The sequence below is a fragment of the uncultured Paraglaciecola sp. genome (assembly GCF_963977085.1).
Classification (GTDB): Bacteria; Pseudomonadota; Gammaproteobacteria; order Enterobacterales; family Alteromonadaceae; genus Paraglaciecola.
Genome location: NZ_CAXBNC010000002.1, coordinates 108461 through 133333 on the forward strand (window position 1 = coordinate 108461; position 24873 = coordinate 133333).

The 24873-nt window shown below is 39.7% G+C and carries 24 protein-coding genes; 16 read left to right on the forward strand and 8 right to left on the reverse strand.

Translation table 11 applies throughout. From position 1 onward, the window contains the following. The first annotated feature begins 67 nt into the window (after nt 1–67). The 4 genes from AAC000_RS02980 to AAC000_RS02995 all read left to right on the forward strand — a co-directional run bounded on the left by AAC000_RS02980 (nt 68) and on the right by AAC000_RS02995 (nt 6470). Nucleotides 68–1288 carry a sugar MFS transporter gene (locus tag AAC000_RS02980; protein ID WP_339719978.1) on the forward strand — a complete coding sequence of 407 codons (1221 nt, stop codon included), beginning with the start codon at nt 68–70 and terminating at the stop codon, nt 1286–1288. A gap of 363 nt (nt 1289–1651) precedes the next feature. Beyond that, on the forward strand, nt 1652–2074 hold the full coding sequence (locus AAC000_RS02985) for a CBS domain-containing protein (RefSeq protein ID WP_339719979.1): 423 nt from the start codon (nt 1652–1654) through the stop codon (nt 2072–2074). A 90-nt stretch (nt 2075–2164) separates the two neighbouring features. Continuing rightward, the gene (hrpA, locus tag AAC000_RS02990) at nt 2165–6073 is read left to right on the forward strand and encodes an ATP-dependent RNA helicase HrpA (RefSeq protein ID WP_339719980.1); all 3909 of its coding nucleotides are present in this window, start codon (nt 2165–2167) and stop codon (nt 6071–6073) included. A 94-nt stretch (nt 6074–6167) separates the two neighbouring features. Beyond that, a complete protein-coding gene (locus AAC000_RS02995) occupies nt 6168–6470 on the forward strand; it encodes a PilZ domain-containing protein (protein ID WP_339719981.1) in 303 nt (100 codons plus the stop codon). Nucleotides 6471–6528: 58 nt separating this feature from the next. On the opposite strand, the gene AAC000_RS03000 is transcribed toward AAC000_RS02995, so the two are convergent. After that, nucleotides 6529–7716 carry a class I SAM-dependent methyltransferase gene (locus AAC000_RS03000; protein ID WP_339719982.1) on the reverse strand — a complete coding sequence of 396 codons (1188 nt, stop codon included), beginning with the start codon at nt 7714–7716 and terminating at the stop codon, nt 6529–6531. 103 nt (nt 7717–7819) lie between these two features. Between AAC000_RS03000 and AAC000_RS03005 the strand changes: the two genes are divergently transcribed. From AAC000_RS03005 to AAC000_RS03025, 5 genes are all read left to right on the forward strand, one after another. After that, on the forward strand, nt 7820–8803 hold the full coding sequence (locus tag AAC000_RS03005) for an NAD(P)H-quinone oxidoreductase (RefSeq protein ID WP_339720373.1): 984 nt from the start codon (nt 7820–7822) through the stop codon (nt 8801–8803). 245 nt (nt 8804–9048) lie between these two features. Further along, nucleotides 9049–10107, forward strand: coding sequence for an allantoicase (alc, locus tag AAC000_RS03010; protein ID WP_339719984.1), 1059 nt, complete (start codon nt 9049–9051; stop codon nt 10105–10107). Between the two features lie 20 nt (nt 10108–10127). Further along, complete coding sequence (locus AAC000_RS03015; RefSeq protein ID WP_339719986.1) at nt 10128–10631, forward strand: ureidoglycolate lyase; 504 nt, start codon at nt 10128–10130, stop codon at nt 10629–10631. 77 nt (nt 10632–10708) lie between these two features. Then, nucleotides 10709–12907 (forward strand): malate synthase G, encoded by a 2199-nt coding sequence (locus AAC000_RS03020; RefSeq protein ID WP_339719988.1) that lies wholly within the window; start codon nt 10709–10711, stop codon nt 12905–12907. Further along, complete coding sequence (locus AAC000_RS03025) at nt 12907–13554, forward strand: TetR/AcrR family transcriptional regulator (RefSeq protein ID WP_339719990.1); 648 nt, start codon at nt 12907–12909, stop codon at nt 13552–13554. The genes AAC000_RS03020 and AAC000_RS03025 overlap by 1 nt, the downstream gene beginning before the upstream one ends. Nucleotides 13555–13558: 4 nt before the next feature. Here the strand turns inward: AAC000_RS03025 and AAC000_RS03030 are convergent, their stop codons facing one another. Then, a complete protein-coding gene (locus AAC000_RS03030; protein WP_339719992.1) occupies nt 13559–14383 on the reverse strand; it encodes a sulfite exporter TauE/SafE family protein in 825 nt (274 codons plus the stop codon). Nucleotides 14384–14692: 309 nt separating this feature from the next. Between AAC000_RS03030 and cobB the strand changes: the two genes are divergently transcribed. Genes cobB through AAC000_RS03055 form a run of 5 tightly spaced genes read left to right on the forward strand, consistent with a single transcriptional unit; the run spans nt 14693 to nt 18332 of the window. Next, on the forward strand, nt 14693–15439 hold the full coding sequence (gene cobB, locus AAC000_RS03035; RefSeq protein WP_339720375.1) for a Sir2 family NAD+-dependent deacetylase: 747 nt from the start codon (nt 14693–14695) through the stop codon (nt 15437–15439). After that, the gene (locus AAC000_RS03040) at nt 15432–16076 is read left to right on the forward strand and encodes a LysE family translocator (protein WP_339719993.1); all 645 of its coding nucleotides are present in this window, start codon (nt 15432–15434) and stop codon (nt 16074–16076) included. Before cobB ends, AAC000_RS03040 begins: the two co-directional genes overlap by 8 nt. 36 nt (nt 16077–16112) lie before the next feature. After that, nucleotides 16113–16880 (forward strand): hypothetical protein, encoded by a 768-nt coding sequence (locus tag AAC000_RS03045; protein ID WP_339719994.1) that lies wholly within the window; start codon nt 16113–16115, stop codon nt 16878–16880. Continuing rightward, a complete protein-coding gene (locus AAC000_RS03050; RefSeq protein ID WP_339719996.1) occupies nt 16873–17700 on the forward strand; it encodes a glucosaminidase domain-containing protein in 828 nt (275 codons plus the stop codon). Before AAC000_RS03045 ends, AAC000_RS03050 begins: the two co-directional genes overlap by 8 nt. Beyond that, on the forward strand, nt 17697–18332 hold the full coding sequence (locus AAC000_RS03055) for a DUF2987 domain-containing protein (protein WP_339719998.1): 636 nt from the start codon (nt 17697–17699) through the stop codon (nt 18330–18332). The genes AAC000_RS03050 and AAC000_RS03055 overlap by 4 nt, the downstream gene beginning before the upstream one ends. A gap of 49 nt (nt 18333–18381) precedes the next feature. Here AAC000_RS03055 and AAC000_RS03060 read toward each other — a convergent pair whose 3' ends face one another. The 3 genes from AAC000_RS03060 to ttcA form a co-directional block, all read right to left on the reverse strand. Continuing rightward, complete coding sequence (locus AAC000_RS03060; RefSeq protein ID WP_339720000.1) at nt 18382–18912, reverse strand: DUF1232 domain-containing protein; 531 nt, start codon at nt 18910–18912, stop codon at nt 18382–18384. Between the two features lie 81 nt (nt 18913–18993). Next, on the reverse strand, nt 18994–20004 hold the full coding sequence (locus AAC000_RS03065) for a patatin-like phospholipase family protein (protein ID WP_339720002.1): 1011 nt from the start codon (nt 20002–20004) through the stop codon (nt 18994–18996). A gap of 18 nt (nt 20005–20022) precedes the next feature. Next, nucleotides 20023–20934 (reverse strand): tRNA 2-thiocytidine(32) synthetase TtcA, encoded by a 912-nt coding sequence (gene ttcA / locus AAC000_RS03070; protein ID WP_339720004.1) that lies wholly within the window; start codon nt 20932–20934, stop codon nt 20023–20025. A gap of 114 nt (nt 20935–21048) precedes the next feature. Between ttcA and AAC000_RS03075 the strand changes: the two genes are divergently transcribed. Together AAC000_RS03075 and AAC000_RS03080 are read left to right on the forward strand one after the other, a co-directional pair. After that, nucleotides 21049–21732: an ATP-binding cassette domain-containing protein gene (locus AAC000_RS03075; RefSeq protein ID WP_339720006.1), complete on the forward strand. Its 684-nt coding sequence runs from the start codon at nt 21049–21051 to the stop codon at nt 21730–21732. Then, on the forward strand, nt 21722–22954 hold the full coding sequence (locus AAC000_RS03080) for an ABC transporter permease (RefSeq protein ID WP_339720007.1): 1233 nt from the start codon (nt 21722–21724) through the stop codon (nt 22952–22954). The genes AAC000_RS03075 and AAC000_RS03080 overlap by 11 nt, the downstream gene beginning before the upstream one ends. Before the next feature lie 22 nt (nt 22955–22976). Here AAC000_RS03080 and uspE read toward each other — a convergent pair whose 3' ends face one another. The 3 genes from uspE to ccoS form a co-directional block, all read right to left on the reverse strand. Next, nucleotides 22977–23906 (reverse strand): universal stress protein UspE, encoded by a 930-nt coding sequence (gene uspE / locus AAC000_RS03085; RefSeq protein WP_339720009.1) that lies wholly within the window; start codon nt 23904–23906, stop codon nt 22977–22979. A 103-nt stretch (nt 23907–24009) separates the two neighbouring features. Continuing rightward, a complete protein-coding gene (locus AAC000_RS03090) occupies nt 24010–24681 on the reverse strand; it encodes a sulfite exporter TauE/SafE family protein (protein ID WP_339720011.1) in 672 nt (223 codons plus the stop codon). Further along, nucleotides 24674–24865 (reverse strand): cbb3-type cytochrome oxidase assembly protein CcoS, encoded by a 192-nt coding sequence (gene ccoS, locus AAC000_RS03095; RefSeq protein ID WP_339720013.1) that lies wholly within the window; start codon nt 24863–24865, stop codon nt 24674–24676. The genes AAC000_RS03090 and ccoS overlap by 8 nt, the downstream gene beginning before the upstream one ends. Nucleotides 24866–24873 lie beyond the last annotated feature (8 nt).

Sequence of the window (24873 nt, forward strand, 5' to 3'; positions counted from 1 at the left end):
TTGCCTAAATTCTGTTGTAATTTAGTAACTTATAATTATTAGAATAAATTTACCTATAGGAAGAGTTATGGCTGGGGTCACACCAAGTTCAACAACAACTAGTTCAATTGAAGAATCAAGCCAAGGGCAATATAGATTTGCTTTTATTGCTATGACATTTTTATTTTTCTTTTGGGGTTTTATCACAGTATTAAATGATATTTTAATCCCTCATTTAAAAGCCGCATTTGACCTTAATTATACGCAGGCGATGTTAGTACAATTTTGCTTTTTTGGGGCTTACTTTATTATTTCGCCATTTGCAGGGCGTATCATCGATAAAATTGGCTACCAAAGAGGGATTGTTTTAGGACTATTAACCACCGCCAGTGGCTGTATTTTATTTTATCCCTCTGCGGAGTTAGAGGTTTATGCGTTATTTCTATTTGCCTTTTTTGTGCTTGCCAGTGGGATTACTATTCTACAAGTGGCAGCTAATCCTTATGTGGCGGCACTTGGGCCTAATAAAACGGCGGCAAGTCGTTTAAATTTAGCCCAAGCGTTAAATTCTTTGGGAACCACCATAGGTCCGATTTTAGGGGCAATGCTTATTTTAAATGCAGCCACAGCGGACGCAAAGGCAGTACAACTACCGTATTTGTTTATTGCTGCCATGTTAATCATAGCTGCCCTTGTTTTTTACAAGATAACCTTACCCGTACTGGCACATGTTGAAAGTAAGGATAACGAAAATACTGACAGTATTTGGAGACATAAATCACTATTGTTAGGTGCCTTAGCTATCTTCCTTTATGTTGGTGGCGAAGTATCAATAGGCAGCTTTTTAGTAAACTACTTTGCTGAATCTTCAATTGCAGGGCTGAGTGAAGCTGAAGCGGGTGAAATGGTCGCTTTTTATTGGGGCGCCGCAATGGTAGGGCGATTTATTGGTGCGGCTCTTATGCAATATTTCAGCGCAACTCGTTATCTAGCGGTTAATTCACTTATCGCTATTGTGATGATAGTGGTAAGTATGAATACTTCCGGAAGTGTTGCCATGTGGTCAATCTTAGCGGTGGGCTTTTTTAACTCTATTATGTTTCCCACTATATTTACGTTAGCCATTCGTGGCTTAGGATCTCTAACAAGTAAAGGATCTGGCATTTTATGTCAGGCTATTGTTGGCGGGGCTCTAATACCTGTTATTCAAGGTGTGGCAGCGGATATGTGGGGAATTCAATTCAGTTTTATCATTCCACTTTTATGCTACCTATATATTGGTTGGTATGCGTTAAATAGAAACCAATAAAGTCTTCACCTACTTTTTAATTTGTTGTGGTGTTGCTTTAAACGGTTAATTCGATGGGTTAAGTATGTTCATACTTACCCCATCGCTAAAAATAACACTTTATTTGCCGTCATTCCGAGATACCTTTAAACCTACTCTTCAACCTGACGTTTCTTCTTTATTGCAATCCACCCTATTGCCAAATTGCAGATTTTGCCTTGCTTTAGCGTGATTAAAAACCTAAATCAGTATTTTTTAAATAGAAGTGAGAAACGATTATTATTTTAATATGAAAATTAATTAAATTAGGTAATGTTAGAACTTAAGTCTATCTTTAACAGTGACGATATATAATTATAATTATTAGAAAACCAAGGAGTTACAGTGGAATCTTTAAAAGTGAATGACCATATGAATCACAGACCAGTAACTTTTACTAGTAGTATGCCTGTGGCAGAAGCAGTAGAAAGATTATTACAAACTAAACAAACCGGTGGACCGGTAATTGATGATCAAAATAAGGTAATAGGTTTTTTATCTGAGCAGGATTGTTTAGTACAAATGATCGAATCGAGTTATTACAGAGAACAGATAGCCCACGTCAAAGATATTATGAAAACCGAGGTGTTGGCTATCAAGCCTTACACTTCCGTTATTGAGTTGGCGCAACAAATGACCACTGCTAAACCTAAAGTTTACCCAGTAGTTGACGATGATGGATATTTAGTAGGCACAATCAATCGTTCAGCTTTGTTGCACGCCTTAGATTTGCATCTCCATGATGGCTACAAATTACCTAAGGGTTAAGTGATGTTATTTTCAATAAGACTGGCATTTGCTCGATTCATCTTCTAGGATCCTTGATTCGTTTTTATTGATGTAATAGAGCAGCCGTTTTTGTCGTTAGTACAACCCAACTCAGAAATTAGTGTTAAACAACTTTCCAGTGATATCGCCACTTGTATGTCGAGAGATAAATTTAGATTTATTTCTCGACTGCGTAAAATTCCCAGGCTAGAAGCCGCTAAAAAAGCGGAGTATTTAGCAAAACTGCAATCTGATATACAAAAATCATCACAGATTTTTGCCACGAGACAAGCCCAACGTCCTGAGATTGACTTTCCACCTTTACCCGTTTGTGAAAGAAAAGATGAAATAGCAGAGGCGATTGCTAATAACCAAGTGGTGATAATCGCTGGTGAAACAGGCTCTGGGAAAACCACACAAATTCCAAAGATATGTTTAGAGCTTGGGAGAGGCATAGGTGGTTTAATTGGTCACACCCAACCTAGGCGACTCGCTGCTAGAACGGTAGCCAATAGGATTGCAGATGAGTTGAAAACACCACTTGGACAACAAGTGGGTTTTAAAATAAGGTTTTCTGATCAAGTATCCGATGGTACCTATATCAAATTGATGACAGACGGTATTTTGTTGGCTGAAATTCAACAAGATAAGTTCTTAAATCAATACGACACTATTATCATAGACGAGGCTCATGAACGCAGTTTAAATATCGATTTTATCCTAGGGTATTTAAAACAACTGCTACCCAGACGCCCAGAATTAAAGCTTATCATTACCTCTGCTACTATCGATCCCTTACGTTTTTCAAAACACTTTAACGACGCTCCTGTCATTGAAGTCAGTGGCAGAACTTACCCAGTAGAAATGCGTTACCGTGAAATTGAAAGTGGTGATTACGACCAGATCCAAGCTATCACAGAAGCCGTGAATGAGCTATTAAGCGAACCCAGAGGGGATATTTTAGTTTTCCTTAGTGGTGAAAGGGAAATACGCGATACCGCTGACGCCCTAAATAAACAACAATACCGGCATACTGAAGTATTACCTTTATACGCAAGGTTAAGTAATAGCGAACAAAATAAAGTATTTTCTGCCCATTCTGGTAGACGTATTGTACTTGCCACCAACGTAGCTGAGACGTCATTAACAGTGCCAGGAATAAAATACGTCATTGATCCTGGTACGGCACGGATCTCGCGATACAGTGTACGTAGTAAAGTACAACGCTTACCAATAGAGCCCATTTCTCAAGCGTCAGCAAATCAAAGGGCAGGGCGTTGTGGCCGTGTATCCGATGGCATTTGTATCCGTTTGTATTCAGAAGATGACTATTTATCCAGAGATGTGTTTACCGACCCTGAAATATTACGCACCAATTTGGCTTCTGTAATTTTACAAATGATGTCACTGGGTTTGGGTAAAGTTGATGCATTTCCTTTTGTGCAACCCCCCGATTCTAGAAGCATTAATGATGGTTTTAAACTCCTCGAAGAATTGGGAGCTATCGATAACAAACTAGGGCGACAAGGATTAACACATCAAGGTAGGCAACTTGCTAGATTACCCATTGACCCAAGATATGCACGCATGGTGGTAGAGGCAGCGAAACAAAATTGCCTCAGTGAAGTGCTGATTATTGCTGCGGGTTTAAGTATTCAAGATCCCAAAGAAAGACCACAAGACAAAAAACAGCAAGCTGACCAAATGCATGAAGACTTTACTAATAAAGAGTCTGATTTTCTTGGATATTTCCAGCTCTGGCAGAGCTTTAAAGAACAACAGCAAGGGTTATCATCGAGTCAACTGCGCAACTGGTGTAAAAAACATTTTATCAATTTTATGCGTATGCGCGAATGGCAAGACATTGTGAGTCAACTTAAAAAGTCAGTGGCGGAATTGGGTTTTGGTATTTCTTCGCAACAGGCTGAGTATCAAGCTATTCACCAAGCCATAGCATCGGGTTTGTTATCCCATTTAGGGACCAAAGACGTAGATCGTGAATACTTAGGTGCCCGAAATAGCCGCTTTAAAATATTTCCCGGTTCTGGCTTATCTAAATCGCAACCTAAATGGACTATGGTGGCTGAGTTAGTGGAAACGGCACACCTATTTGGTCGAGTGGCGGCTAAAATTGAACCAGAGTGGATTGAACCACTGGCAAAACACTTAATTAAAACCGAATACTCAGAGCCTCATTGGTCAAAAAAACAAGGTGTAGTTCAGGCTTTTGAAAAAGTGAGTTTGTACGGGCTAATACTGGTTAACCAAAGGCGCAAAAATTATAGTCAGATTGATCCTGAAGTCAGTCGTGATATTTTTATTCGCGAAGCTTTGGTGAATATGGACACTAAGCTGAATTTTTCATTTTTGTCATTTAATCAAAAAATGATAGAAAACATCGAAGAGTTAGAAGACAAAAGCCGTAGACGTGACTTATTGGTGGATGAAGATACCTTAGTCGATTTTTACGCCGAAAAACTCCCCAAGCATATTTGTTCTGAAGTGAACTTCAAAAAGTGGTGGAAAAAACACTCCACAGACAATCCAACAATGCTTAATTTTGATCCTAAAGCTTTGCTTAAGAAGGATACTGAACATATTGACGCCTTGTCATTTCCAGAAACCTTCAGGCAAAACAATCTAACCTTGGGATTAGAGTATCATTTTGATCCAAAGGATGAAGATGATGGTGTCAGTTTGATGGTGCCATTAGCGCTGTTAAACCAAGTCACAACTGAGGGATTAGATTGGCTTATTCCAGGGTTGCGACATGAACTGATCGTGGCTTTGATTAAAGCCTTACCAAAATCATTAAGACGAAATTTTGTGCCTGCTCCCAATTATGCTGATGCCTGTTTGTCGGATATGCCCCAAAAAGATAAACAAGGCCATCCTATTCAGTTTTTAACGGCTTTGTCTTTAAAATTAAAACGAATGACAGGTCGAGAGCTACAGGAATCTGAATGGCAACGTGATAAATTACCGAAACATTTAACCTTCAATATCAAAGTAATAGATCAAAACTCTAAGGTTATTGCTCAAGGGCGTGATTTGTTAGTGTTACAACAAAGTTTGCAAGGTAAAGTGAAACAAAACCTGCAGGCTGTGGCGACGCCTGAACTTGAGAAAAGTGGTTTAGTAAGTTGGGAAATGCAAGCCTTGCCCAAGGAGTTCGTTAACAAAGCTGGCGGCTATGAAATTAAAGCCTATCCAGCACTGGTTAATGAAGGAAAAACCGTAGCGGTTAAATTATTTGATCAACCGCATATCGCCGAAGCATCCCACCAGCTGGGATTACGAAAATTAGTTATTTTAAGTATTCCTTCACCCGTCAAATATTTGCAGGACAAACTACCTAATAAAGCCAAGTTAGGACTGTATTTTAATCCTTTTGGACAAATTAAAGCGTTAATTGATGACTGTATAGATGCGGCTGTTGATCAACTTATTAAGCAGTATTGCCAAGATAATGACTGTGATATTCGTGGAAAAGCACATTTTGAGTCATGTTGTCATTTTATCAAACAAGACATCAACGATACTGTGTTGGCTATTGCTAAACAGGTTGAGGTTGGTTTGACTATTGCCCATGAAATTAAGAAAAATATGAAAGGCAGTGTGCCACTGAATCTAATTTATGCCCACGGGCATATAAAAGGTCAACTGGATTCTTTAGTGTACAAAGGGTTTGTAGCAGATGTGGGTGCCCATAAATTAGCGGATTGGCAACGTTATATTCAGGCCATTGCTAAAAGATTAGAAAAAGTTGCAATAGATCCAACCAAAGACAAACTACACCAACTTAATTTGGAAAAGGCGCAACAGGCCTACCAGCAAAAATGTAATAAATTTACTGGTAATCAACAGCCAATACCGGAGAAATTACAGGAAGTACGTTGGTTGTTACATGAATTACAGGTATCGTTTTTTGCTCAACAACTAGGCACGTCAGCCCCAATTTCAGTGAAACGTATTTTAAACCATTTGGATTCGATTTAGGTCAGTTTTACTGTTCGAGTTTTATTTGCGTTGACTTTGTTTTCACGGCACCCTATAAACTAAGGGGGAGAATTTAAACAGCGTGGAGTATTGAATGTTAGGTTACGATGATAAACGCAATTTTTTCAGGATGATGGTTAATTCTGTATGTGAATTAGAAATAGTTGACGATGAATCAACACGTAGCCTTCAGGCCGTGTGTAAAGACATAAGTGCAACTGGCATGTCTTTTGAGATAGAGGAAAGCTCTATTGAAATGGGAACCAAGATCAACGTTTATATTGAATCAACCAACTCACAAATTCCGTCACTTACTGCCGATACTAAAGTAGTACGTTGTGAAGCTATTGATGACAACTCATGTACTGTGGGTGTTGAAATTATTGAAATGAAATAAGCAACCACTGGTTGTCTATTTCATTTGTCATTTAATGAGTTGACCCTAGTTGGTCAACTTAGAGTACTTTGCACACTAAACCTTTTAAATAAAACCCTTCTGGATAGTTGGTGGAAACAGGATGATCAGCCGCTTGTCCTAATCTTTCTAGTATTTGTACAGTTCTACCTGCGTCTAAAGCGGCGTCAGCGACGACTTTTTGGAACAAGTCGAAAGACAATAATCCCGAACAACTAAAAGTACATAAAATACCACCGGGCTGCATAATTTGCATTGCCAGCATATTGATGTCTTTATATCCGCGACAGCCGCGTACTAAGGAACTTTTAGAATCGATAAACTTGGGAGGATCTAAAATGATTTGCTCAAAATATCTACCTTCTTGTTTATAGTCCCGTAATGCTTGGAACACATCAGCGTTTACAAACTCACATTTATCTGTGTCTAAGTCATTTATTTCAACATTTCTTTTTGCTGTGGTTAAGGCTAAGTCTGACACGTCTATATTGGTCACTGACTTAGCTCCAGCCGCCAAGGCATAACTGCCGAAGGTACCGGTATAACAAAAACAATTGAGTAAGGTTTTGTCTTTTACATATTTTGCCGCAATGGCGCGATTGTCTCTTTGGTCAAGATAGAAGCCAGTTTTATGTCCTTCTTTCACATTGACTAGTATTTTGATGCCGTTTTCCTCAATCACCACTTCTTCAGGTACGTCGCCATGGAGTACTTGGGTAATCTGCTCTAACCCTTCTTTTTTACGAATGGCAACATCACTGCGCTCATAAATTGAACATTCTGGAAACTCTTTTCTTAAGGCCCAAACAATTTTATCGCGATGTTTTTCTGCTCCGGCTGACAATAACTGGCATACCAACACATTGGCATATCTATCAATAGTCACGCCAGGGAGTCCGTCTGATTCAGCCGCGATAAGGCGATAACCAGTTAATCCGTGACGTTTGATTAAATCTTCTCGTGACGCTTGAGCTGTGGCAATACGTCTTTGAAAGAAACCGTTGTCGATACTTTCATCTTTTTCAAAGGTCCAAATCCTAACTTGAATTTGTGACTCTGGTGACCAAGCACCTCTTCCTAAAAAATCGCCATCATGGGATAACACATCTACCGTGTCTCCCATCTTTGTTCTTCCTATGGTTTTTTCTATGGCACGAGAAAAAATCCAAGGGTGTTTCCGTAATAAAGACTTTTCACGACCGGGCTGCAAAATAACGCTAGATGACATAGGATAACTTTTATAAAAAATTTGCCGCAATTGTACATGAGGGTAGGGCTTTGCTAAACAGAATTTCAGCTTCAAGAAAGGAAATAACACTTTGAACACGTCGATGCAGTATATAAAACACCAGAATGGTTGTGCGCCTGAGGCACTAGACATTAATCAGACCACTATTCCAGAGCTTGCAGCTAATCAAGTGTTAGTGAAGGTGGCGTGTTTTGGTTTAAATCGCGCCGATACCTTACAAAGGCAGGGGAAATATCCAGCGCCACCTGGGGAAAGTGATATTTTAGGTTTAGAGGTGAGCGGTACTATCGAGCAAATTCACCCTCAACAAACTACTCATGATGTATTTAAATTCGGAGATAAAGTGTTTGGTTTAGTGGCTGGAGGTGGCTACGCTGAATATGTAGCAGTGAATACCCAGCATCTTATGCCAGCGCCAGCAAAGATGGATATGGCACAAGTTGCTGGCATAGCGGAATGTTTTCTTACTGCTTACCAAGCACTTTTTATCGAAAATAACCTACAACCCAACCAACATGTTTTGATCCATGCAGGTGCCAGTGGGGTGGGGCTTGCAGCCATTCAGTTAGCGAAACGCCATGGCTGCTCCGTGGCAGTCACTGCATCTAGTCAGCGTAAATTGGATTTATGCAAACAAGTAGGTGCAGACCTAGTGATTAATTATCAACAACAAGACTTTGCTGTAGAGATTGCTAAACATTGGAAAGGCTGTGATCTGATAATAGATTTTGTTGCAGGTGATTATCTGAATAGAAACCTTAAACTGCTGAATATTGATGGCAATGTACTCTATTTAGCGATGTTAGCCGGTCGTTATGCGGATAAACTCGATATGGCGTTGATGTTGGGAAAACGGGCTACCGTCAAAGCTTCAACTTTACGTAATCGCAGTGATCAATATAAAACCCACCTTATAAGTGCATTTAGTCAGGCTTGTTTAGCTGATTTTGATAATGGGAAATTATTTCCTAACATCGATTCTAAGTTTGCTGCCAAAGATATAGGCAAGGCCCATCAACGTCTCGAGAGTAACGACACTATGGGCAAGTTGATTGGTTGTTGGTGAAGAGTTTTTCAGTCTATTAATAATTGTCATGAATTTGTTTAACTGAATCTCTTTAGTCATGCAATCCTTGGATAATCGATTCGCATTATTTTACTAATCTCCCTATGCATAGCCTTGCTATTCCATTACAATAATAACCTGACAGTTGTGTCAGGTTTTACGTCAGCAAAGGGTGTTAGCAATGACCATTGTACCAACGCTCGCCAAATTGAAACCCTTCACCGTGATGAAAATAGGAAAGTTAGATGATTGAGAATACCCAAGAACAAAACAAACTCTCAGGTAAAGAAGCTGAGTTGGCGTTGAAGTTAAAAACTTATTTTGTCGATTTAGCGAGTGAACGAGTAGGTGGTGAAACCTTAAGTTGCAGTGATGATTTTTTTGCTGAAATGGAAAATCTTCTTAAACCTGGCCGAGGTGTTTTTATTGATGATAAATATACGGAACGTGGTAAATGGATGGACGGCTGGGAATCCCGCAGAAGTTATGGCAGAGATAATGGCAGAGAATTTGATTGGTGTATTATCCGATTAGGTATCAGTGGTGTTATTCGTGGTTTTGATATTGACACCAATTATTTTCGTGGCAATGCTCCTCAAATCGTTTCAGTTGAAGCCTGTGTCAGTGTGCAACAACCCAACGAAGACACGGTTTGGCATACAGTGTTAGATAAAAGTGAAGTGGCTGCCCATAGTCAAAACATTTTTGAAATCTCGAATTCTCAATCCTGGACTCATGTTCGACTAAATATGTTCCCTGATGGCGGTATAGCGCGCTTTCGCGTCTACGGAGAAGCCGACGTGAATTGGAATGATTTTGTTGCTGGTGAATTAATTGATTTAGCTTCCATCAAGAATGGGGCAAAAGCCCTATTAGTAAGCGATATGTTTTTCAGTGACAAGAACAATTTGATCATGCCTGGTCGCGGTAAAGACATGGGAGATGGTTGGGAAACAAAACGTCGTCGTGATCCCGGTCCAGATTGGTCAATTGTTAAATTGGCGGCATTAGGTAGTGTTGAAAAAGTGATTGTGGATACTTGTCACTTCAAGGGAAATTTCCCCGACACCTTTAAGCTAGAAGGTATAAACACTAACAATGACGATTTTAGCGCTGCTAATGAAGAACTCGATTGGCAAACGATTATTCCTCAAACTAAATTGTATGCTCATCGCGAACATCTGTTTATTAGCGAAATAATGACAGACAAGTTACAACAATTTAGCCATGTTAAATTAAGTATTTATCCAGATGGCGGAATTTCCAGAATGCGTATTTTTGGTAAACCTACGATCAAGCTTTAATTGAAAGGGATAAACGTTTAATGACCACTACACAGCAAATCATACCCAAAACCCTTACACGGGAAAATTTTGTTAAGTTTGGTGACGTGATAGAAGTAAATGATAAGGCTAAAAACTTCAGTATTAATGATGGTTTTACCCAGCGTTATCATGATTTAGCAGAGGTCGATGTTACTGAAGAAAATGGTCGAACCTTGATTAATATCTTTCGCTCAACTCCTTTAGCACAACCTGTTAGCATTAAGATGATGGAGCGACATCCCTTGTCGAGCCAAGCTTTTATTCCTATGGGGCAACAACCTTATTTAGTGGTGGTTGCTCCTAAAGGCGAATTAGATATTGCTAAAATTGAAGTGTTTTTAGCCTCTCCAGATCAAGGGGTAAATTATCATAAGGGTACTTGGCATCATTACTGTTTAGCATTACACCAAGTGAGTGACTTTATTGTTGTTGATCGCGGTGGCGCAGGGCAAAACTGCGATGTTATTACATTAGATGGCTCACTAGTGATAGCGAAGAGCTAAATTTCACAGTAAAACAACCTTCCATAGAATAGGGCCCAATTTTAGTGGGACTTTTTTGACAAGTTAAAGGATATACAATGAGTAAACGAATTAATGAGCATGGCTACAAAATTTCCGATTCTCTGCATCGATTAGTCAACAATGATGTACTGCCAGGATTAACCATTAACCAGCAAGATTTTTGGTTTGCAGTGGCAGAAGTTCTGAATGAGTTTATTCCTAGAAATAAGGCGTTGTTAACTACCCGAGATTCTTTGCAATCCCAGATTGATAAGTGGCATCTAGATAACATTAACCTGCCTTTCTCCCAACAAAAATACCAAGAGTTTCTGACTGATATTGGGTATTTAGTACCTGAACAGGGTGATTTTCACATCACCACTGAAAATGTCGACCCAGAAGTAGCCTTGATCGCTGGCCCGCAGTTAGTGGTGCCCTTGATGAATGCACGATTTGCACTGAATGCTGCCAACGCAAGGTGGGGCAGCCTATATGATGCGCTTTATGGCTCTGACGTGATTATGGATGATGCAAGTGACGAACAGGTTGCGACTGGTTACAACCCTATTCGAGGTCAAAAAGTGCAACGTTTTGCCCGTAACTTTTTGGATGAGTCTTTACCGCTTTCCCAAGGCAGTCACCATGATGCTGTGAAATATACAGTCGAGAAGCAACAGCTGAGCATTGAATTAAAAAATGGCGAGCTCGTAAACTTAAAGGATGTGAGCCAATTTGTTGGTTTTAATGGTGCTACAGAGGCACCCGAGGCAATTTTATGTATCCACAATGGCTTACATATCGAGATTCAAATTGATGTAAACCATGTAATTGGTAAAACGGATGCGGCAGGGGTAAAAGACGTCGTGTTAGAGTCCGCTTTAAGTACTATACAAGATTGCGAAGATTCCATTGCTGCTGTTGATGCTGCTGACAAAACCGCCGTTTATGCCAATTGGTTAGGTCTGATGAAAGGAGATTTGGCAGAAACCATTCACAAAGGTGGTAAACAAAGCACCAGAACCCTTAATCCAGATCGCAGTTACCTAACGGCTGCCGGTGAACCCATGAGTTTACCGGGAAGAAGCCTACAGTTTATTCGTAATGTAGGACATTTAATGACCACAGACGCCATCTTAACGGCGAATGATGAAGAAGTGCCTGAGGGCATTGTTGATGCCTTGATTACCTCCTTAATTGCGCTCCATGATTTAACTGGCGCGTCCAAATATGTGAACTCAAAACAAGGCAGCATTTATATTGTTAAACCTAAAATGCATGGTCCCGAAGAAGTACAATTTACCAATGACTTATTTAACAAAGTAGAAAAGAGCCTTGGGCTTAGTGAAAACACTATTAAGATGGGGATTATGGATGAAGAGCGCAGAACCTCAGCTAACTTAAAAGAATGTATTCGCGCCGCAAGTGCTAGAGTAGCCTTTATCAACACTGGGTTTTTGGATAGAACTGGTGATGAGATCCATACCAGTATGTTGGCGGGGCCAATGGCCCGTAAAGAACTGATGAAAAATGAAAAGTGGATCTCAGCTTATGAAAACAGAAATGTACTTATTGGTTTAAAAGCTGGCCTTAAAGGTAAAGCACAAATCGGTAAGGGCATGTGGGCCACGCCCGATGAAATGGCGGCAATGCTTAAAGCCAAAATAGGCCATCCTAAATCAGGAGCGTCCTGTGCTTGGGTGCCTTCGCCAACCGCTGCCACTTTACATGTGATGCATTATCATCAGGTGAATGTGTCAGCTGTACAGGAACAAATGTTGTCAGAGACCAATTTCAGTGCTGATAATTCTCAACTAGAGGCACTGTTAACTATTCCTTTACTTAAAAACATTGATGAGTTGTCTGAACAAGCTAGACAAGAAGAACTGGACAACAATGTGCAAGGGTTATTGGGTTATGTGGTGCGCTGGGTTAACCAAGGAGTGGGGTGCTCTAAAGTGCCGGATATCAACGATGTGGGGCGTATGGAAGACAGAGCCACCTTGCGTATTTCCAGTCAGCATATCTGTAACTGGTTGCATCATGGAATGTTGAGTGATGATCAAGTCAAGGATACCTTAAAACGTATGGCAGTCATTGTGGATGCGCAAAATGAAGGGGACAGTAGTTACATTCCTATGGCGCCAAACTTTGACTCCAGCATTGCTTTTCAGGCGGCACTTGGTCTTATATTTGAAGGTGAAACACAACCCAGTGGTTACACTGAGCCCTTATTGCATAAAATGCGTAAACAATTGAAACGCAGTTTAGCCAGTTAATGTCAAAAAAAATGCTGGCGAATAAAAAATCAGAGGAGGGCGATATTCGTAAAAAGAATAAAGCCCTTATTCTCAATGCTGCTAAAAAAGAATTTGTCACCTTCGGTTATAAAGGAGCGTCGATAAAACGCATCGCGGAGAGAGCAAAGATACCTCGTGCCAATATTCATTACTATTTTGACAACAAGATGGAGTTGTACCAAGAGCTGTTGAGCAATATTGTGAGTATTTGGAACTCTAAGTTTGACTCGCTAAAAGTGGAAGATGATCCTAAAACCGCGCTTTCAGCTTATATTCGTTCTAAAGTTATGTACTCTCGCGAAGATCCCGACGCTTCCCGTATTTTTGCAAGTGAAATAATACATGGTGCACCCGTATTAAACGATTATCTGTCCACGGATTTTAAAGTCTGGGTACAAACCAAAGTACAAGTCATTCAAAGTTGGATTAAGCAAGAGTTGATTGATGATATCAATCCTTACCATTTATTGTTTTTAATTTGGGGGGCGACACAACATTATGCCGATTTTAATGTACAAACTTTGGCAGCAATGGATAAGCAAGAAATGGATGAACAGAGTTATGAAGCCATAGTTGACTCCATCACTACTATCGTTTTAAAAGGTTGCGGCGTGAAAGCCGATTAACATGCTATGAATTAAAAAGCTGCCCTAACATTCGCAACCCCGTAAAAAGTAAAACTGTTGCAAACACTTTTTTGAGCACGTTAGGGTTCATTTTGTTGGCTAACTTAGCACCTAGTGGCGCAAAAATAACCGTCAGGGGGACAATACAAATAAACCCTATAAGGTTCACTAAACCATAAGTGCCAACAGGCGCATCACTAGGAGTGACACCAAATACCAACATAGTGATGGCTCCAGGCAAAGAAATAATTAAACCTATGCCAGCGGCAGATCCCACTGCTTTGTGGGCAGGATAATTAAAAGACGTAAGAATAGGTACACTAAGGGTGCCACCACCAATTCCTACCATAGCACTGAAAAATCCAATACAACTGGCAATCATACGTTGACCTATAAGCCCAGGCAAAGTGTCTGCAATCCTTGCCTTAGCGGATCTAAACAACATATTTAATGCGGATAAACAGGCAATCACTGCAAAAACAGAACTGAGCCATTGGCCACCATATTGTGTTACCAAGATGCTACCTATCACGACTCCAATTAAAATAAACAGGCTCCATGATTTAAGTAAAATAAAATCAACATTACCTTTATTATGATGGGACTTGAGTGAACTAATTGAAGTTGGCACAATTGTGGCGAGGGAAGTGGCAGTTGCAATTAACATGGCACTTTGCATAGATACATCAAAACTTTGAAATACAAAAAACAGTACAGGCACTATTATTATGCCACCACCTACGCCTAACAAACCCGCTAACAATCCAGCAAAAAAAACCGTTGCAACTAGTGCTAAAATAGTCGGTAAATTACCTAGTACAACATCCATAATGATCTCTTGTAATAAATATGATTGCCAAGGCGATAGCGAAGTTTATTGCAATCGTTGCGAGAGGTATTTGCAGAGTTAGTATGCTTGGTACTTATCGGAGTTGCGCCACCAAGGTTTGCTCATTTAATTGGCTTCAGTTTAGAAATGTTTTTTATATTTTAAATCATATTTTAAGCCAAAATAACCCAATGAATAATCGCAATTTTTGATAGCATAACGTCCTAAACAATTCACTACAAATGCAAATGATTCTTCTGTTAAAAATGCTAACTCACTATTGTAATATCAACCCTAGCCGTTTGAATGATGTTAGATAGTTTAGTTAACAATAATTTGCAGCAACTTAAGGTTGTTGTGCTCACTGGTGCAGGAATTTCAGCAGAGTCTGGATTAAAAACCTTTAGAGATAATAATGGTTTATGGGAAAATCATAGTATTGAAGAGGTGGCGACTCCCGAAGGATTTTTGCGTAACCCTAAGTTAGTGTATCGATTTTATAATCAAAGAAGACGGCAGTTGCTCAGTCCTGAGGTTAAACCTAACAAAGCCCATCTAGCATTGGCAAAGTTGGAAGATAGTTTGGGAGATAACTTCACTTTAATTACTCAAAATGTGGACAATTTACATCAAAGAGCGGGTAACAAAAATGTATTACATATGCATGGTAGTTTATTATCCGCTCGATGTGTAGGATCAGAAATTAACAGCCCTATATTCATCGATTTAGATGACAGCAATCAATGTGATTGCTGTCATCCAAGTCATCCTTTGCGTCCCGATATCGTCTGGTTTGGTGAAATGCCAAAATATATGCAACAAATTGAGAAAACATTAAGTCAAGCTGACATTTTTGTATCTATAGGCACCTCAGGTACAGTGTATCCGGCCGCGGGTTTTGTGCATATAGCGAATCAATCTGGTGCACATACAGTTGAACTTAATATGGAACCCAGTTCTGGTCAAAATGAGTTTGCTGAAAAGCATTATGGTCCGGCAACTGAAATTGTGACTAAATTTGTCAATTCTTTACAAGAAGGCTTTAAACTTGATTGAATATGTAAACCAATATTGGTTGGAATTTTTAACCATAGCCAGTGTGCATTTGTTAGCTGTTGCTAGTCCAGGGCCAGACTTCGCCATTGTATTAAAACACAGCATTAGTTTTGGACGCAGAGCCGCCATTATTACCAGTATTGGTGTTGGAACGGCGATTCTCATTCATGTTGCTTATTCGTTATTAGGAATAGGCATTTTGATCAAAACCACACCAGTGCTTTTCCAAGTGTTTAGTTATGTCGCTGCCGCGTATTTATTGTATTTAGGCTGGGGGGCGATAAGAAGTCCTGCGCCAGATAAAACCAGCGCAAATGAAGTCGAAAAGTCGAGTTTAGTCATTTCCGATAAAAAAGCGTTCGTAGTGGGATTTTTAACCAATGGTCTAAACCCTAAAGCGACATTGTTCTTTTTATCTGTATTTGCCGTAGCAGTATCACCTGAAACCCCAAATATTATTAAACTCGGGTATGGGGTGTATCTAGCCATTGCTACTGGTGTGTGGTTTTGTGTGTTGTCTTTGTTCTTGAGTTCTAAAAAAGTCACACAATTTATTGGCAAAAAAGGCTACTGGTTTGACAGAGTAATGGGAGTGGTACTGATTTTATTGGCGATAAAACTAGTTATGCCTGTATAGTGCGCTGCAATTGAGTCCGTTCAGTTAGGAATATAAGTGGAAGAACAACAACAGTTTGAAATACAAGGCGGTAGCCTCGAAAAATCCCTAAAGGGTGAAACCCAGCTCGATTTAAAGGCAATTGCAAAAGAAGCTTGGGATTTATCCAGAAACACCAAAACCGCAGTGTTACATGGTGTGTTGCTGTTATTTTTTATTGCTATTTTATTTGCATGGGCGTTACAGTCATTATTTGGTATTACCGATTTAAATGTTATGCCACAGTCAATGATGATGGGTTTAAAAGTTGCGGGAGTGATAGTCACCACTCCTATAATTGCAGCCATGTTTTTGTTAGGTATTTCACATAGCGTTGGCATAAAACCAAGGTTTATCACCATTCTGAAAAATGTAATGGGCTCTGTTTTGGTGATTTTATTGGCGCTATTGTTAGCTGCCATGTCAGATGTAGGATCCTTTATTGGCGCACAAATTAGTGTGTTGTTAGGTTTAGTCTTATTATTTTATGTCAATCTTGCGACTGGTTTTTCAATCATGTTGTTGGTTGAGAAAAGGCTAGCGCCAAGCCAATGTGTGATCCAGTCTTTAATGGTTTTTCATAAATATTGGATGCCACTTTCCTTGTTTTATATTGTCTACTATTGTTGTCTATTCATAGGCGCGCTTTCCTTAGGTTTTGCGTATATCTGGATTATTCCTTTTTTTATCAATATGAAGGGGATCTTATATAGAGAGCTATTTGGAGTAAAAGTGCTGAGTGTTAAGGACCCATCTAACCAAAGTGAGACAATATTCCATGCGTAATTTAATGAAAGTCTTTGCTACCACTATTGTTATCGCTTTTGGTACGCTTTTTTTAATCGTTTTTGTGCAGCAGTTTAGTAGCAAAGATGACGCTGAGAGCATTATTAGTCTTGATGGTTTGCACGTTGCACCTATAGACAGTAGTAGCCAGCCGGTCCCTGACTTTTCAACTTATTTTGATGTTACTGAGAGAAAACGCGCTTTTTTTGCCTATTTACAACCAGAAATTCAAAGACAAAATGAAATAGTCTCAAAAGAACGAGAGATGGTGTTTGCCCTACAAGAAGTTTATCTGCAAAAACAACAATTTAATAAACACCAACAGAAAGTATTTGATTTGTTAGCCAAAAAATATCACTTTACTGGTGATAAACCTCTGAATGTAGAACAAACATTTGAATCGTTAATAAGAAGAGTCGACACTATTCCTGAGGCGCTTATTTTGGTTCAGGCGGCAAATGAATCTGGGTGGGGGTCGTCAAGGTTTGCACAAAAAGGATATAATTTTTTCGGCCTTTGGTGTTTTAAAGAAGGCTGTGGTTTTATACCTAAATTACGAAAAGATGAAGCAGCCCATGAAGTCGCCAAGTTTAGAGATTTATCCCATGCTGTGATGACCTATATACGAAACCTTAACCGCCATTATGCTTATAAAGAATTGCGAGTCATTAGACAAAATCTAAGACAACAAGATAAACCTGTTACAGCAAGGGCGCTAGCCGCTGGCCTTTCAAGCTATTCTGAACGCGGCCAAGAATACATAGACGAATTATTAAGCATGTTACGAGTGAACAGAAAACATATGGATACAGCAGGTTGAAGATTATTTTATTGATTTTAGCACCGCTACTTTTAAGTACTCAGGCACATGCCGATACCTTAGAAGTGGAATACTCAAGTTTTTATAGCCATGTTAAGAAACTCGATGATCCCAGTACTGACGCTTTACGCTTTGCGTTTGGATTTCAACACGTCGTCCAGTCGCGACTTTGCCACATTAGCAGCGCGCAAATTATCACGCAAAAACAAACCCTGCCTTTGAGCGTTGAAAACAATAATCGTTTTACTGTACCCACAGACAAAATCCTTAAAATGGCTAAGGCGAGGGTGGTTGTAGAGCTTGAAGATCAAGCTAATCAGTGCGATATGTCTGTGCAGTTAGAAACTAAACCGAGTTTTTTGCAAACCGAATACAGTCACAAAGAGTTGCTAGTATTGTTTAATCAATATCAGGCATTTTTTGATGAAATGGGCGGTTTTTTATCTTTTATGATGCCTTCAGCGAAAGGACTATTATTTCATTTTAATGGTGAGGTGCAATTACCCAATAAGTTACAAGTCTTAACTGATAAAAACGGTGTGTTAATTTTGAATAACCAATGGTTGTCGCAACAAAAAGACCTAAAATTACCCAGCAAACCGTTACGCATAACGGCAATGATTGACAACTAATACTAGTGTAGGGGGTTTTCTTACTCCCTACACTAGGTCATTATGTTTTCTATCTTCTGGAGAATAAACGACGACTGCGGCGCATATTTGAACGCAGTTCAGTTCTTTTTGCAGACAACCAACTGTCTCGGTTGATATTCGCTTCAGAGCCTCTACGACTTTCTTCAGTGGTTCTAAAACTACAAAACTGTCTATAAGCAGACAAATCTTGTGACAACTCCTGAATCACTAATTCAATCATGATGGCATCATCAACATAACCTAGACCTGGGATGTTGTCTGGTACTAAATCATTTGGCTCACTAAAATAAGCCAGAGAAGTTAAGATTTCAGTTTTTTCATCTTCTGGCATTTGCCATTCAGGATCTTCTAAAGCAGAAATAAGGGTCTCTAACGATTCCATTCTATTCTTTACAAAATCTGGCAAATTAGCCTTTTCCATATCGGCGCATACTAAGCGGGCTTTTTCTAATACTTCGGCCGGTGGGTATTCACTGGCTTTGTTCATAGCAGCTTTCATCATTGTACGAAAATGATCTAAGTCACTATCAGATAGTTCAAAACTAATTTGAATGGGCATGGTTCTCAATCCTTATTTTATTTTAGTTATATACCTTAAAGAGCAGCCGAGACGCTGTCAATTATACTCTTCAAATATCGCCTATTCAGCGCTTAATTGATACTTAATTTGTTCAGCAATTCTGTGTACACTCGCTCGGCCATGCTGAATGAGTTCAGTGGCTCGATAAAACTCCATCATCCCAAAATCACGAAGCTGCGGTTCAATGAGAATGTCAGGGGGGTCGCCAGCTAATCGCGAACGGGTTACCCTTGCTGACAAGATATCCAGCGAACCTGTCATGGCGTTAATAATAGAGGGGGCAGGAGGCACAATTGCATCTGTGGTAGTCTGCAAATCCTCTGTTTTTGGATTTTCTATATCAGTAGGTTCAAGTATCTCTAGAAACTCTTGGTCTGCAACTGAGTCGTGTTCGGCTGGCTCTTGATTAGAGACATCGTCTTTCTTAAACCATTGTTTAATCTGCTGTTGACTACGCTTGAAAAACTCTGAGGTTTTCTTTTGATTATTGCCATGGTCTATTTGATTATTCACAATAGATTGTGGTCTAAAGTCTGCACTTAGGTTAACTGCAATGACAATATCCGCGCCTAACATTCTACACATGTTTACTGGAACAGGGTTAACCACGCCACCATCAACTAACCATCGATTATTAAACAAAAGTGGTGGAAACAAACCTGGAATAGCGCAAGAGGCTTTTACTGCTTCAACTACCGAACCACTGGTGAAATTAACTTCACGGCCACTGTATAAATCGGTTGCAACAGCGGCAAAAGGTTTATGTAATTGTTCAAAGGAATCGTAACTAAAGTTTTCTTGTAGTGCTTTAAATACCTTGAGACCACTAACTAAGCCTCCTTTATGAAAACCCACTCCCATTAACGCGAAAACTTGCCATTCTGTGAGACTAGTTACCCATTCGGCTAATTCTGGTAATTTACCCGATGCGTATGCCGCACCTACGTAAGACCCAATAGAGCATCCCGATACTATGTCTATTTCAATTCCCATTTCTTCTAACGCTTGGATTACCCCAATATGGGCCCATCCACGCGCTGCGCCGCTTCCTAGTGCTAATCCGATTTTCATATGTGTATTCGCTAAATTCTAAAGGTTGGTGATAACAACTGCAGTTGCTTCATGATTGTGTGCCAAGTCTTGAGATGGCAATTCTGGAGGATCAAAGCCAATATCACCATTTTCAAAGGGCTTTGATTGGGTTTTTAAACCCATAAAATCAAATTGGCTGCTATCTGCTAAGTGTGAAGGCACCACATTTTGCAATGCTTTGGCCATGGATTCAATTCTCCCTGGGAATCGTTGCTGCCAATCTTGCAACATGCCTTTTATGACCTTTCTTTGTAAATTTTCTTGGGAGCCACAAAGGTTGCAAGGGATGATGGGGAAAGCTAGATGTTGAGAATAGCTGGCAATATCTTGTTCCGCGCAATAGGCTAAAGGTCGAATAACCATTTGTTTACCGTCATCACTGACTAATTTAGGGGGCATGGATTTGAGTTGACCGCCATTAAACATATTAAGGAAAAGAGTCTCGATCATGTCATCTCTATGATGACCCAGAGCAATTTTAGTGGCTTGTAAACGCGTTGCTGTTTTGTATAAAATTCCTCTGCGCAGGCGTGAACAAAGAGAGCAAGTTGTCTTACCTTCAGGTATTTTATCTATCACTATTGAATAGGTGTCTTCCTCAACCACTTCAAAATCAACACCAAGTTGTGTCAGGTATTCTGGCAAAACATGTTCTGGAAAGCCGGGTTGTTTTTGATCGAGATTCACTGCAATAATACTAAAAGTTATGGGCGCTACTTTTTGCATATGCAGTAACACATCCAACATAGTGTAGCTATCTTTGCCTCCAGATAAACACACCATAACTTTGTCGCCATCTTCAATCATATTAAAGTCAGCTATGGCCTTACCTGTGTTATGCCTAATACGTTTTTGTAGTTTATTGAAGCTTGATATAGATTTTTGTTTAACGCTGGATAATTGATTCATGAATACGGCTTATATATTGTCGGCTAAAAAGGTTGCTTCCGGTTATGGGGCAATTATACTGGAAAACCCTCACCTTTCTAAACTAAACATTGGTTTATTAAATATGTTGTTACTATGCCCCACAGTTTATCGATAAAAGACCTGATTTTTACTTGGTCCAAAAACAGCGACTTTACTCTTCGTATCCCTTCTTGGCAGGTAGAAGCAGGAAAAAAGGTGTTTTTATATGGGCGTTCTGGTGAAGGTAAATCTACTTTATTGAATTTAATTTCTGGTATTCAAAATAATTATAGCGGCAGCATTCAAGTGTTAGGGCAAGACTTGGGGAAATTAGAGCAAAGGCAAAAAGATGTGTTTAGAGCCAATAATATTGGCATCATATTTCAGCAGTTCAATTTATTACCTTACCTATCTGCATATCAAAATATTGTGTTGGCACAACGGTTTAGAAGCGCCGAGCATAGACCTCAACCCGAAACCTTAGTCTCTATATGTGATCGTTTAGAGTTGAGCAGTAAACTATTGCAACAAAAAGCCCTAGAGCTGAGTGTCGGGCAACAACAACGGGTAGCGGTTGCTCGCGCTTTATATGGGGCGCCGTCACTTATTATTGCAGATGAACCCACTTCGGCATTAGATACACAAACCCGAGATCAATTTATCCGTTTACTTTTAGACAGTGCACAGTCTTCAACCGTTATTTTTGTTAGTCATGATAGGTCTTTAGCGTCACATTTTGATAGCCAACAAAGCTTAGCTGAGTTGCAACAACAAGGAAAAAATGCTGATGTTGTTTAAATTGGTGCTGGCCAGTTTATGGTCGCGGAGGGTGATGGCAATGCTGACCTGCACGTCGATTGCCATCAGTATATTTGTACTAATAGGTGTTGAACATTTACGGTTAGAGGTTAAGAATAATTTTGAGCGTACCGTTTCTGGGGTTGATTTGATTGTAGGAAGCCGCACCAGTGGGGTTAATTTATTATTGTTTTCTGTGTTTAAAATAGGCAACCCAAGTAACAACATCCAATGGAAAACTTACATAGATATTAAGAACAAAAACCAAGTGGCTTGGTCAGTTCCACTTTCAATGGGAGATTCTCATCAAGGATTTTCTGTAATAGGCACTACAGATGACTATTTTGAATATTTTAAATTTGGAAATAAACAACCTATTACCTTTGCTCAAGGTGAGCCCTTTAAACGTCTATATGAGGTAGTGTTAGGGGCAGATATAGCCAAGAAGTTAGCTTATCACCTTAATCAATCCTTAGTTATGTCCCATGGCACCGGGCAAGTCAGTTTTACTCATCATGATGATCACCCCTTTAAGGTGGTGGGTATATTAGCCCCTACAGGCACACCGGCAGATCAATCTTTGTATATTCCCCTACAAAGCATCGATATCCTCCATCAAAAGCAGCCTATCCATGATGAATGGTTAACAGAAGTTCCTTTAGGTGAGGCATTTCAACCTGAATTAAGTGCATTTTTGCTAGGTAGTAAAAGCAAAATTGGTGTTTTACGATTGCAGCGAGATATAAATCAATTTAAACAAGAGCCTCTTAGCGCCATTTTACCGGCCTTAGCATTACGAGAGCTGTGGAAAATTGTGGGTGCTGTAGAAATTAGTCTAAGGATCATTTCATGGCTCATTTTAGCGACGGCGCTTATTTGTATGACCACTATGCTGTTAGCCTCTATGAAAGAGCGTGAAAGAGAATTAGCTGTGTTAAGAGCATTGGGGGCGAAAGCACATATTATTATGCTGCTGATTGGTGCTGAGGCATTAATGCTAACTCTATTTGGATCCTTTGCTGGTTATTTATTAGTGACAGTGGGATTGTTGTTAGGTCAGCCTATACTCGAACAACACTTCGCTCTCTACATCAGCCCAATGGTTGACCTAGCGGCTGTAGGGCGCTTCTTTGTGATTGCCGCTGTGGCAGCGGTGTTATTGTCCTTTATTCCCGCTGTTTTGGCTTACAAAAACTCTTTGCTTAGCGGTTTAAAACAATAAAGTAACCGATATCACTGATGGGCTAACACTTCACTGGGGAAACAAACCCTGCTGGTTTGATTGCCAATACGTCGCAGTTAAGCTTGTCTATTACGTGTTCTGCGGTATTCCCTATTAGCGCCGCAGAAATGCCTTGTCTACCAACTGTGCCAAGTACCACTAATTCTGCGTCTAATTGTTCAGCATATTTGGGAATAACATCTTCTGGTAAACCAATATGAACATGGCAGTATTCTTTACTTATATGATGTTTATCACTGTGAATTTGCATACTGCGTTCATGGTGTTGCCTTGCTGACTCATCATAAGTAGTTGGGTCAAACTCGGGGATTTCGATGACAATGTTGGCGGGAGTACCGGGATAAGAATTAACCAAATGAACGTTTGAAGACAATAACTTGGCAAAATGTAATGCTTGTTTGGTTATTTCTTCATTTAAAGATAAATGTTCTTCAACATCCACGCCTACATTAATAGCAGCGATAATTTGTCCGCCTATTGGCCAATCATGCTCTTTTACCAGCAATACTGGAACAGGTGCTTTACGCATTATATGCCAATCAGTAGGTGTGAAAATAACGGATTTTAAAGAATCGTGCTGCTTAGTACCTTTAACAATTAAATCGTAGCCCTTGTCTATTACTTCATAAATAATGCTTTCATAAGGTCGATTGTGCCAAACGATTTTGACATCAATGCTAACGTCTGGGTTACTGAACTTGTCCGACACTAAATTAACGAGCCACTCAGTTCGATCATCTATTACCGCCTGACGCATATTTTCTCGTTCGTCCATGGATAACATAGTGGTCATTTCGTATGAAAAGTCATAAATAGTTAAAAATGCAGTAATGCTGGCACCGTTCATTCGGGCTATTTCAATTGCTCTTGCAAGAGATTTCTGAGAGGAAAGTTCTGGCTCAATAACGGCTAATATTTTCTGGTAATTCATATCCGACCTGTATAATAAATAACGAAGAAGAACTGACCTAAGCTTATGAAACTATTTAAGGTTTTACCAGTTGAAATACAATTGCTTCAAAAAATGATTGTGATTATTGAACCGATCCAGATATGGCTTGCAATAGTTGCATTGTGGCGAACACCAGTAATAACAGCCCCATTAAAATTTTTGCTTTTGGTTTCTGGATAAGAGTTTGAATTTTGTTGAAGCCAGTTGCCATTAGTATCATAACTGGCAAGGTACCTAAGCCAAAGCCGGCCATAATGATTGCCCCTTGTACTGCTGAACCACTCGCTAATGACCACGTAAGCACTGAATACACTAATCCACATGGCAACCACCCCCAAATCATGCCATAGGGTATGGCCTGTAAGGGGCTCTTAAAAGGTATAAAGGTTTTTGACCAAGGGTGTATAACTTGCCAAAACTTGCTACCAAGCTTTTCTATTTTGGTAAGGCCTTGCCACCAACCCGCAATATACAGTCCTAATAGCAATAAAAAAACACCACTAACAAACTGTAAAATGACAATACCCTTATTGATTTGCTGCGCGAACAGTAAGCCTGCCCATCCTGTGATAGCACCTGCTAGGGTATAACTGGTTATTCGTCCAAGATTGTAAGCCAATGTATAGGGAAGCAGGGGAGCGTTTTTTGGCACGGCATAAGCAAAAGCACCTACAATTCCGCCGCACATGCCCACACAATGTACACCTCCCGCTAAACCGATAAGTAATGCGGAAACAAAACTTAAGTCATTCATTGGTTTTGTCGGGACTTGCTTGCTTCTGGTTGTTTTTTTTAGGCAGGTCATCATCGAATAAAATACTGCTACCGTGACGTTCTAGATCTTCAAACTGATTAGACTTAACGGCCCAAAAAAACACTGCAACAGCAATAAACACCAATATCATTGCAATGGGAATTAACACATAAATAATACTCAAAATGACTC

What these genes read in the sequence shown, in the direction of transcription:
- AAC000_RS02980 (WP_339719978.1), top strand. Translation starts at nt 68, where the DNA reads ATGGCTGGGGTCACACCAAGTTCAACAACAACTAGTTCAATTGAAGAA.
- AAC000_RS02995 (WP_339719981.1), top strand. Translation starts at nt 6,168, where the DNA reads ATGTTAGGTTACGATGATAAACGCAATTTTTTCAGGATGATGGTTAAT.
- AAC000_RS03000 (WP_339719982.1), bottom strand. Translation starts at nt 7,716, where the DNA reads ATGTCATCTAGCGTTATTTTGCAGCCCGGTCGTGAAAAGTCTTTATTA.
- AAC000_RS03005 (WP_339720373.1), top strand. Translation starts at nt 7,820, where the DNA reads ATGCAGTATATAAAACACCAGAATGGTTGTGCGCCTGAGGCACTAGAC.
- alc (WP_339719984.1), top strand. Translation starts at nt 9,049, where the DNA reads ATGATTGAGAATACCCAAGAACAAAACAAACTCTCAGGTAAAGAAGCT.
- AAC000_RS03015 (WP_339719986.1), top strand. Translation starts at nt 10,128, where the DNA reads ATGACCACTACACAGCAAATCATACCCAAAACCCTTACACGGGAAAAT.
- AAC000_RS03020 (WP_339719988.1), top strand. Translation starts at nt 10,709, where the DNA reads ATGAGTAAACGAATTAATGAGCATGGCTACAAAATTTCCGATTCTCTG.
- AAC000_RS03025 (WP_339719990.1), top strand. Translation starts at nt 12,907, where the DNA reads ATGTCAAAAAAAATGCTGGCGAATAAAAAATCAGAGGAGGGCGATATT.
- AAC000_RS03030 (WP_339719992.1), bottom strand. Translation starts at nt 14,383, where the DNA reads ATGGATGTTGTACTAGGTAATTTACCGACTATTTTAGCACTAGTTGCA.
- cobB (WP_339720375.1), top strand. Translation starts at nt 14,693, where the DNA reads ATGTTAGATAGTTTAGTTAACAATAATTTGCAGCAACTTAAGGTTGTT.
- AAC000_RS03050 (WP_339719996.1), top strand. Translation starts at nt 16,873, where the DNA reads ATGCGTAATTTAATGAAAGTCTTTGCTACCACTATTGTTATCGCTTTT.
- AAC000_RS03060 (WP_339720000.1), bottom strand. Translation starts at nt 18,912, where the DNA reads ATGCCCATTCAAATTAGTTTTGAACTATCTGATAGTGACTTAGATCAT.
- AAC000_RS03065 (WP_339720002.1), bottom strand. Translation starts at nt 20,004, where the DNA reads ATGAAAATCGGATTAGCACTAGGAAGCGGCGCAGCGCGTGGATGGGCC.
- ttcA (WP_339720004.1), bottom strand. Translation starts at nt 20,934, where the DNA reads ATGAATCAATTATCCAGCGTTAAACAAAAATCTATATCAAGCTTCAAT.
- AAC000_RS03075 (WP_339720006.1), top strand. Translation starts at nt 21,049, where the DNA reads ATGCCCCACAGTTTATCGATAAAAGACCTGATTTTTACTTGGTCCAAA.
- AAC000_RS03080 (WP_339720007.1), top strand. Translation starts at nt 21,722, where the DNA reads ATGTTGTTTAAATTGGTGCTGGCCAGTTTATGGTCGCGGAGGGTGATG.
- uspE (WP_339720009.1), bottom strand. Translation starts at nt 23,906, where the DNA reads ATGAATTACCAGAAAATATTAGCCGTTATTGAGCCAGAACTTTCCTCT.
- AAC000_RS03090 (WP_339720011.1), bottom strand. Translation starts at nt 24,681, where the DNA reads ATGAATGACTTAAGTTTTGTTTCCGCATTACTTATCGGTTTAGCGGGA.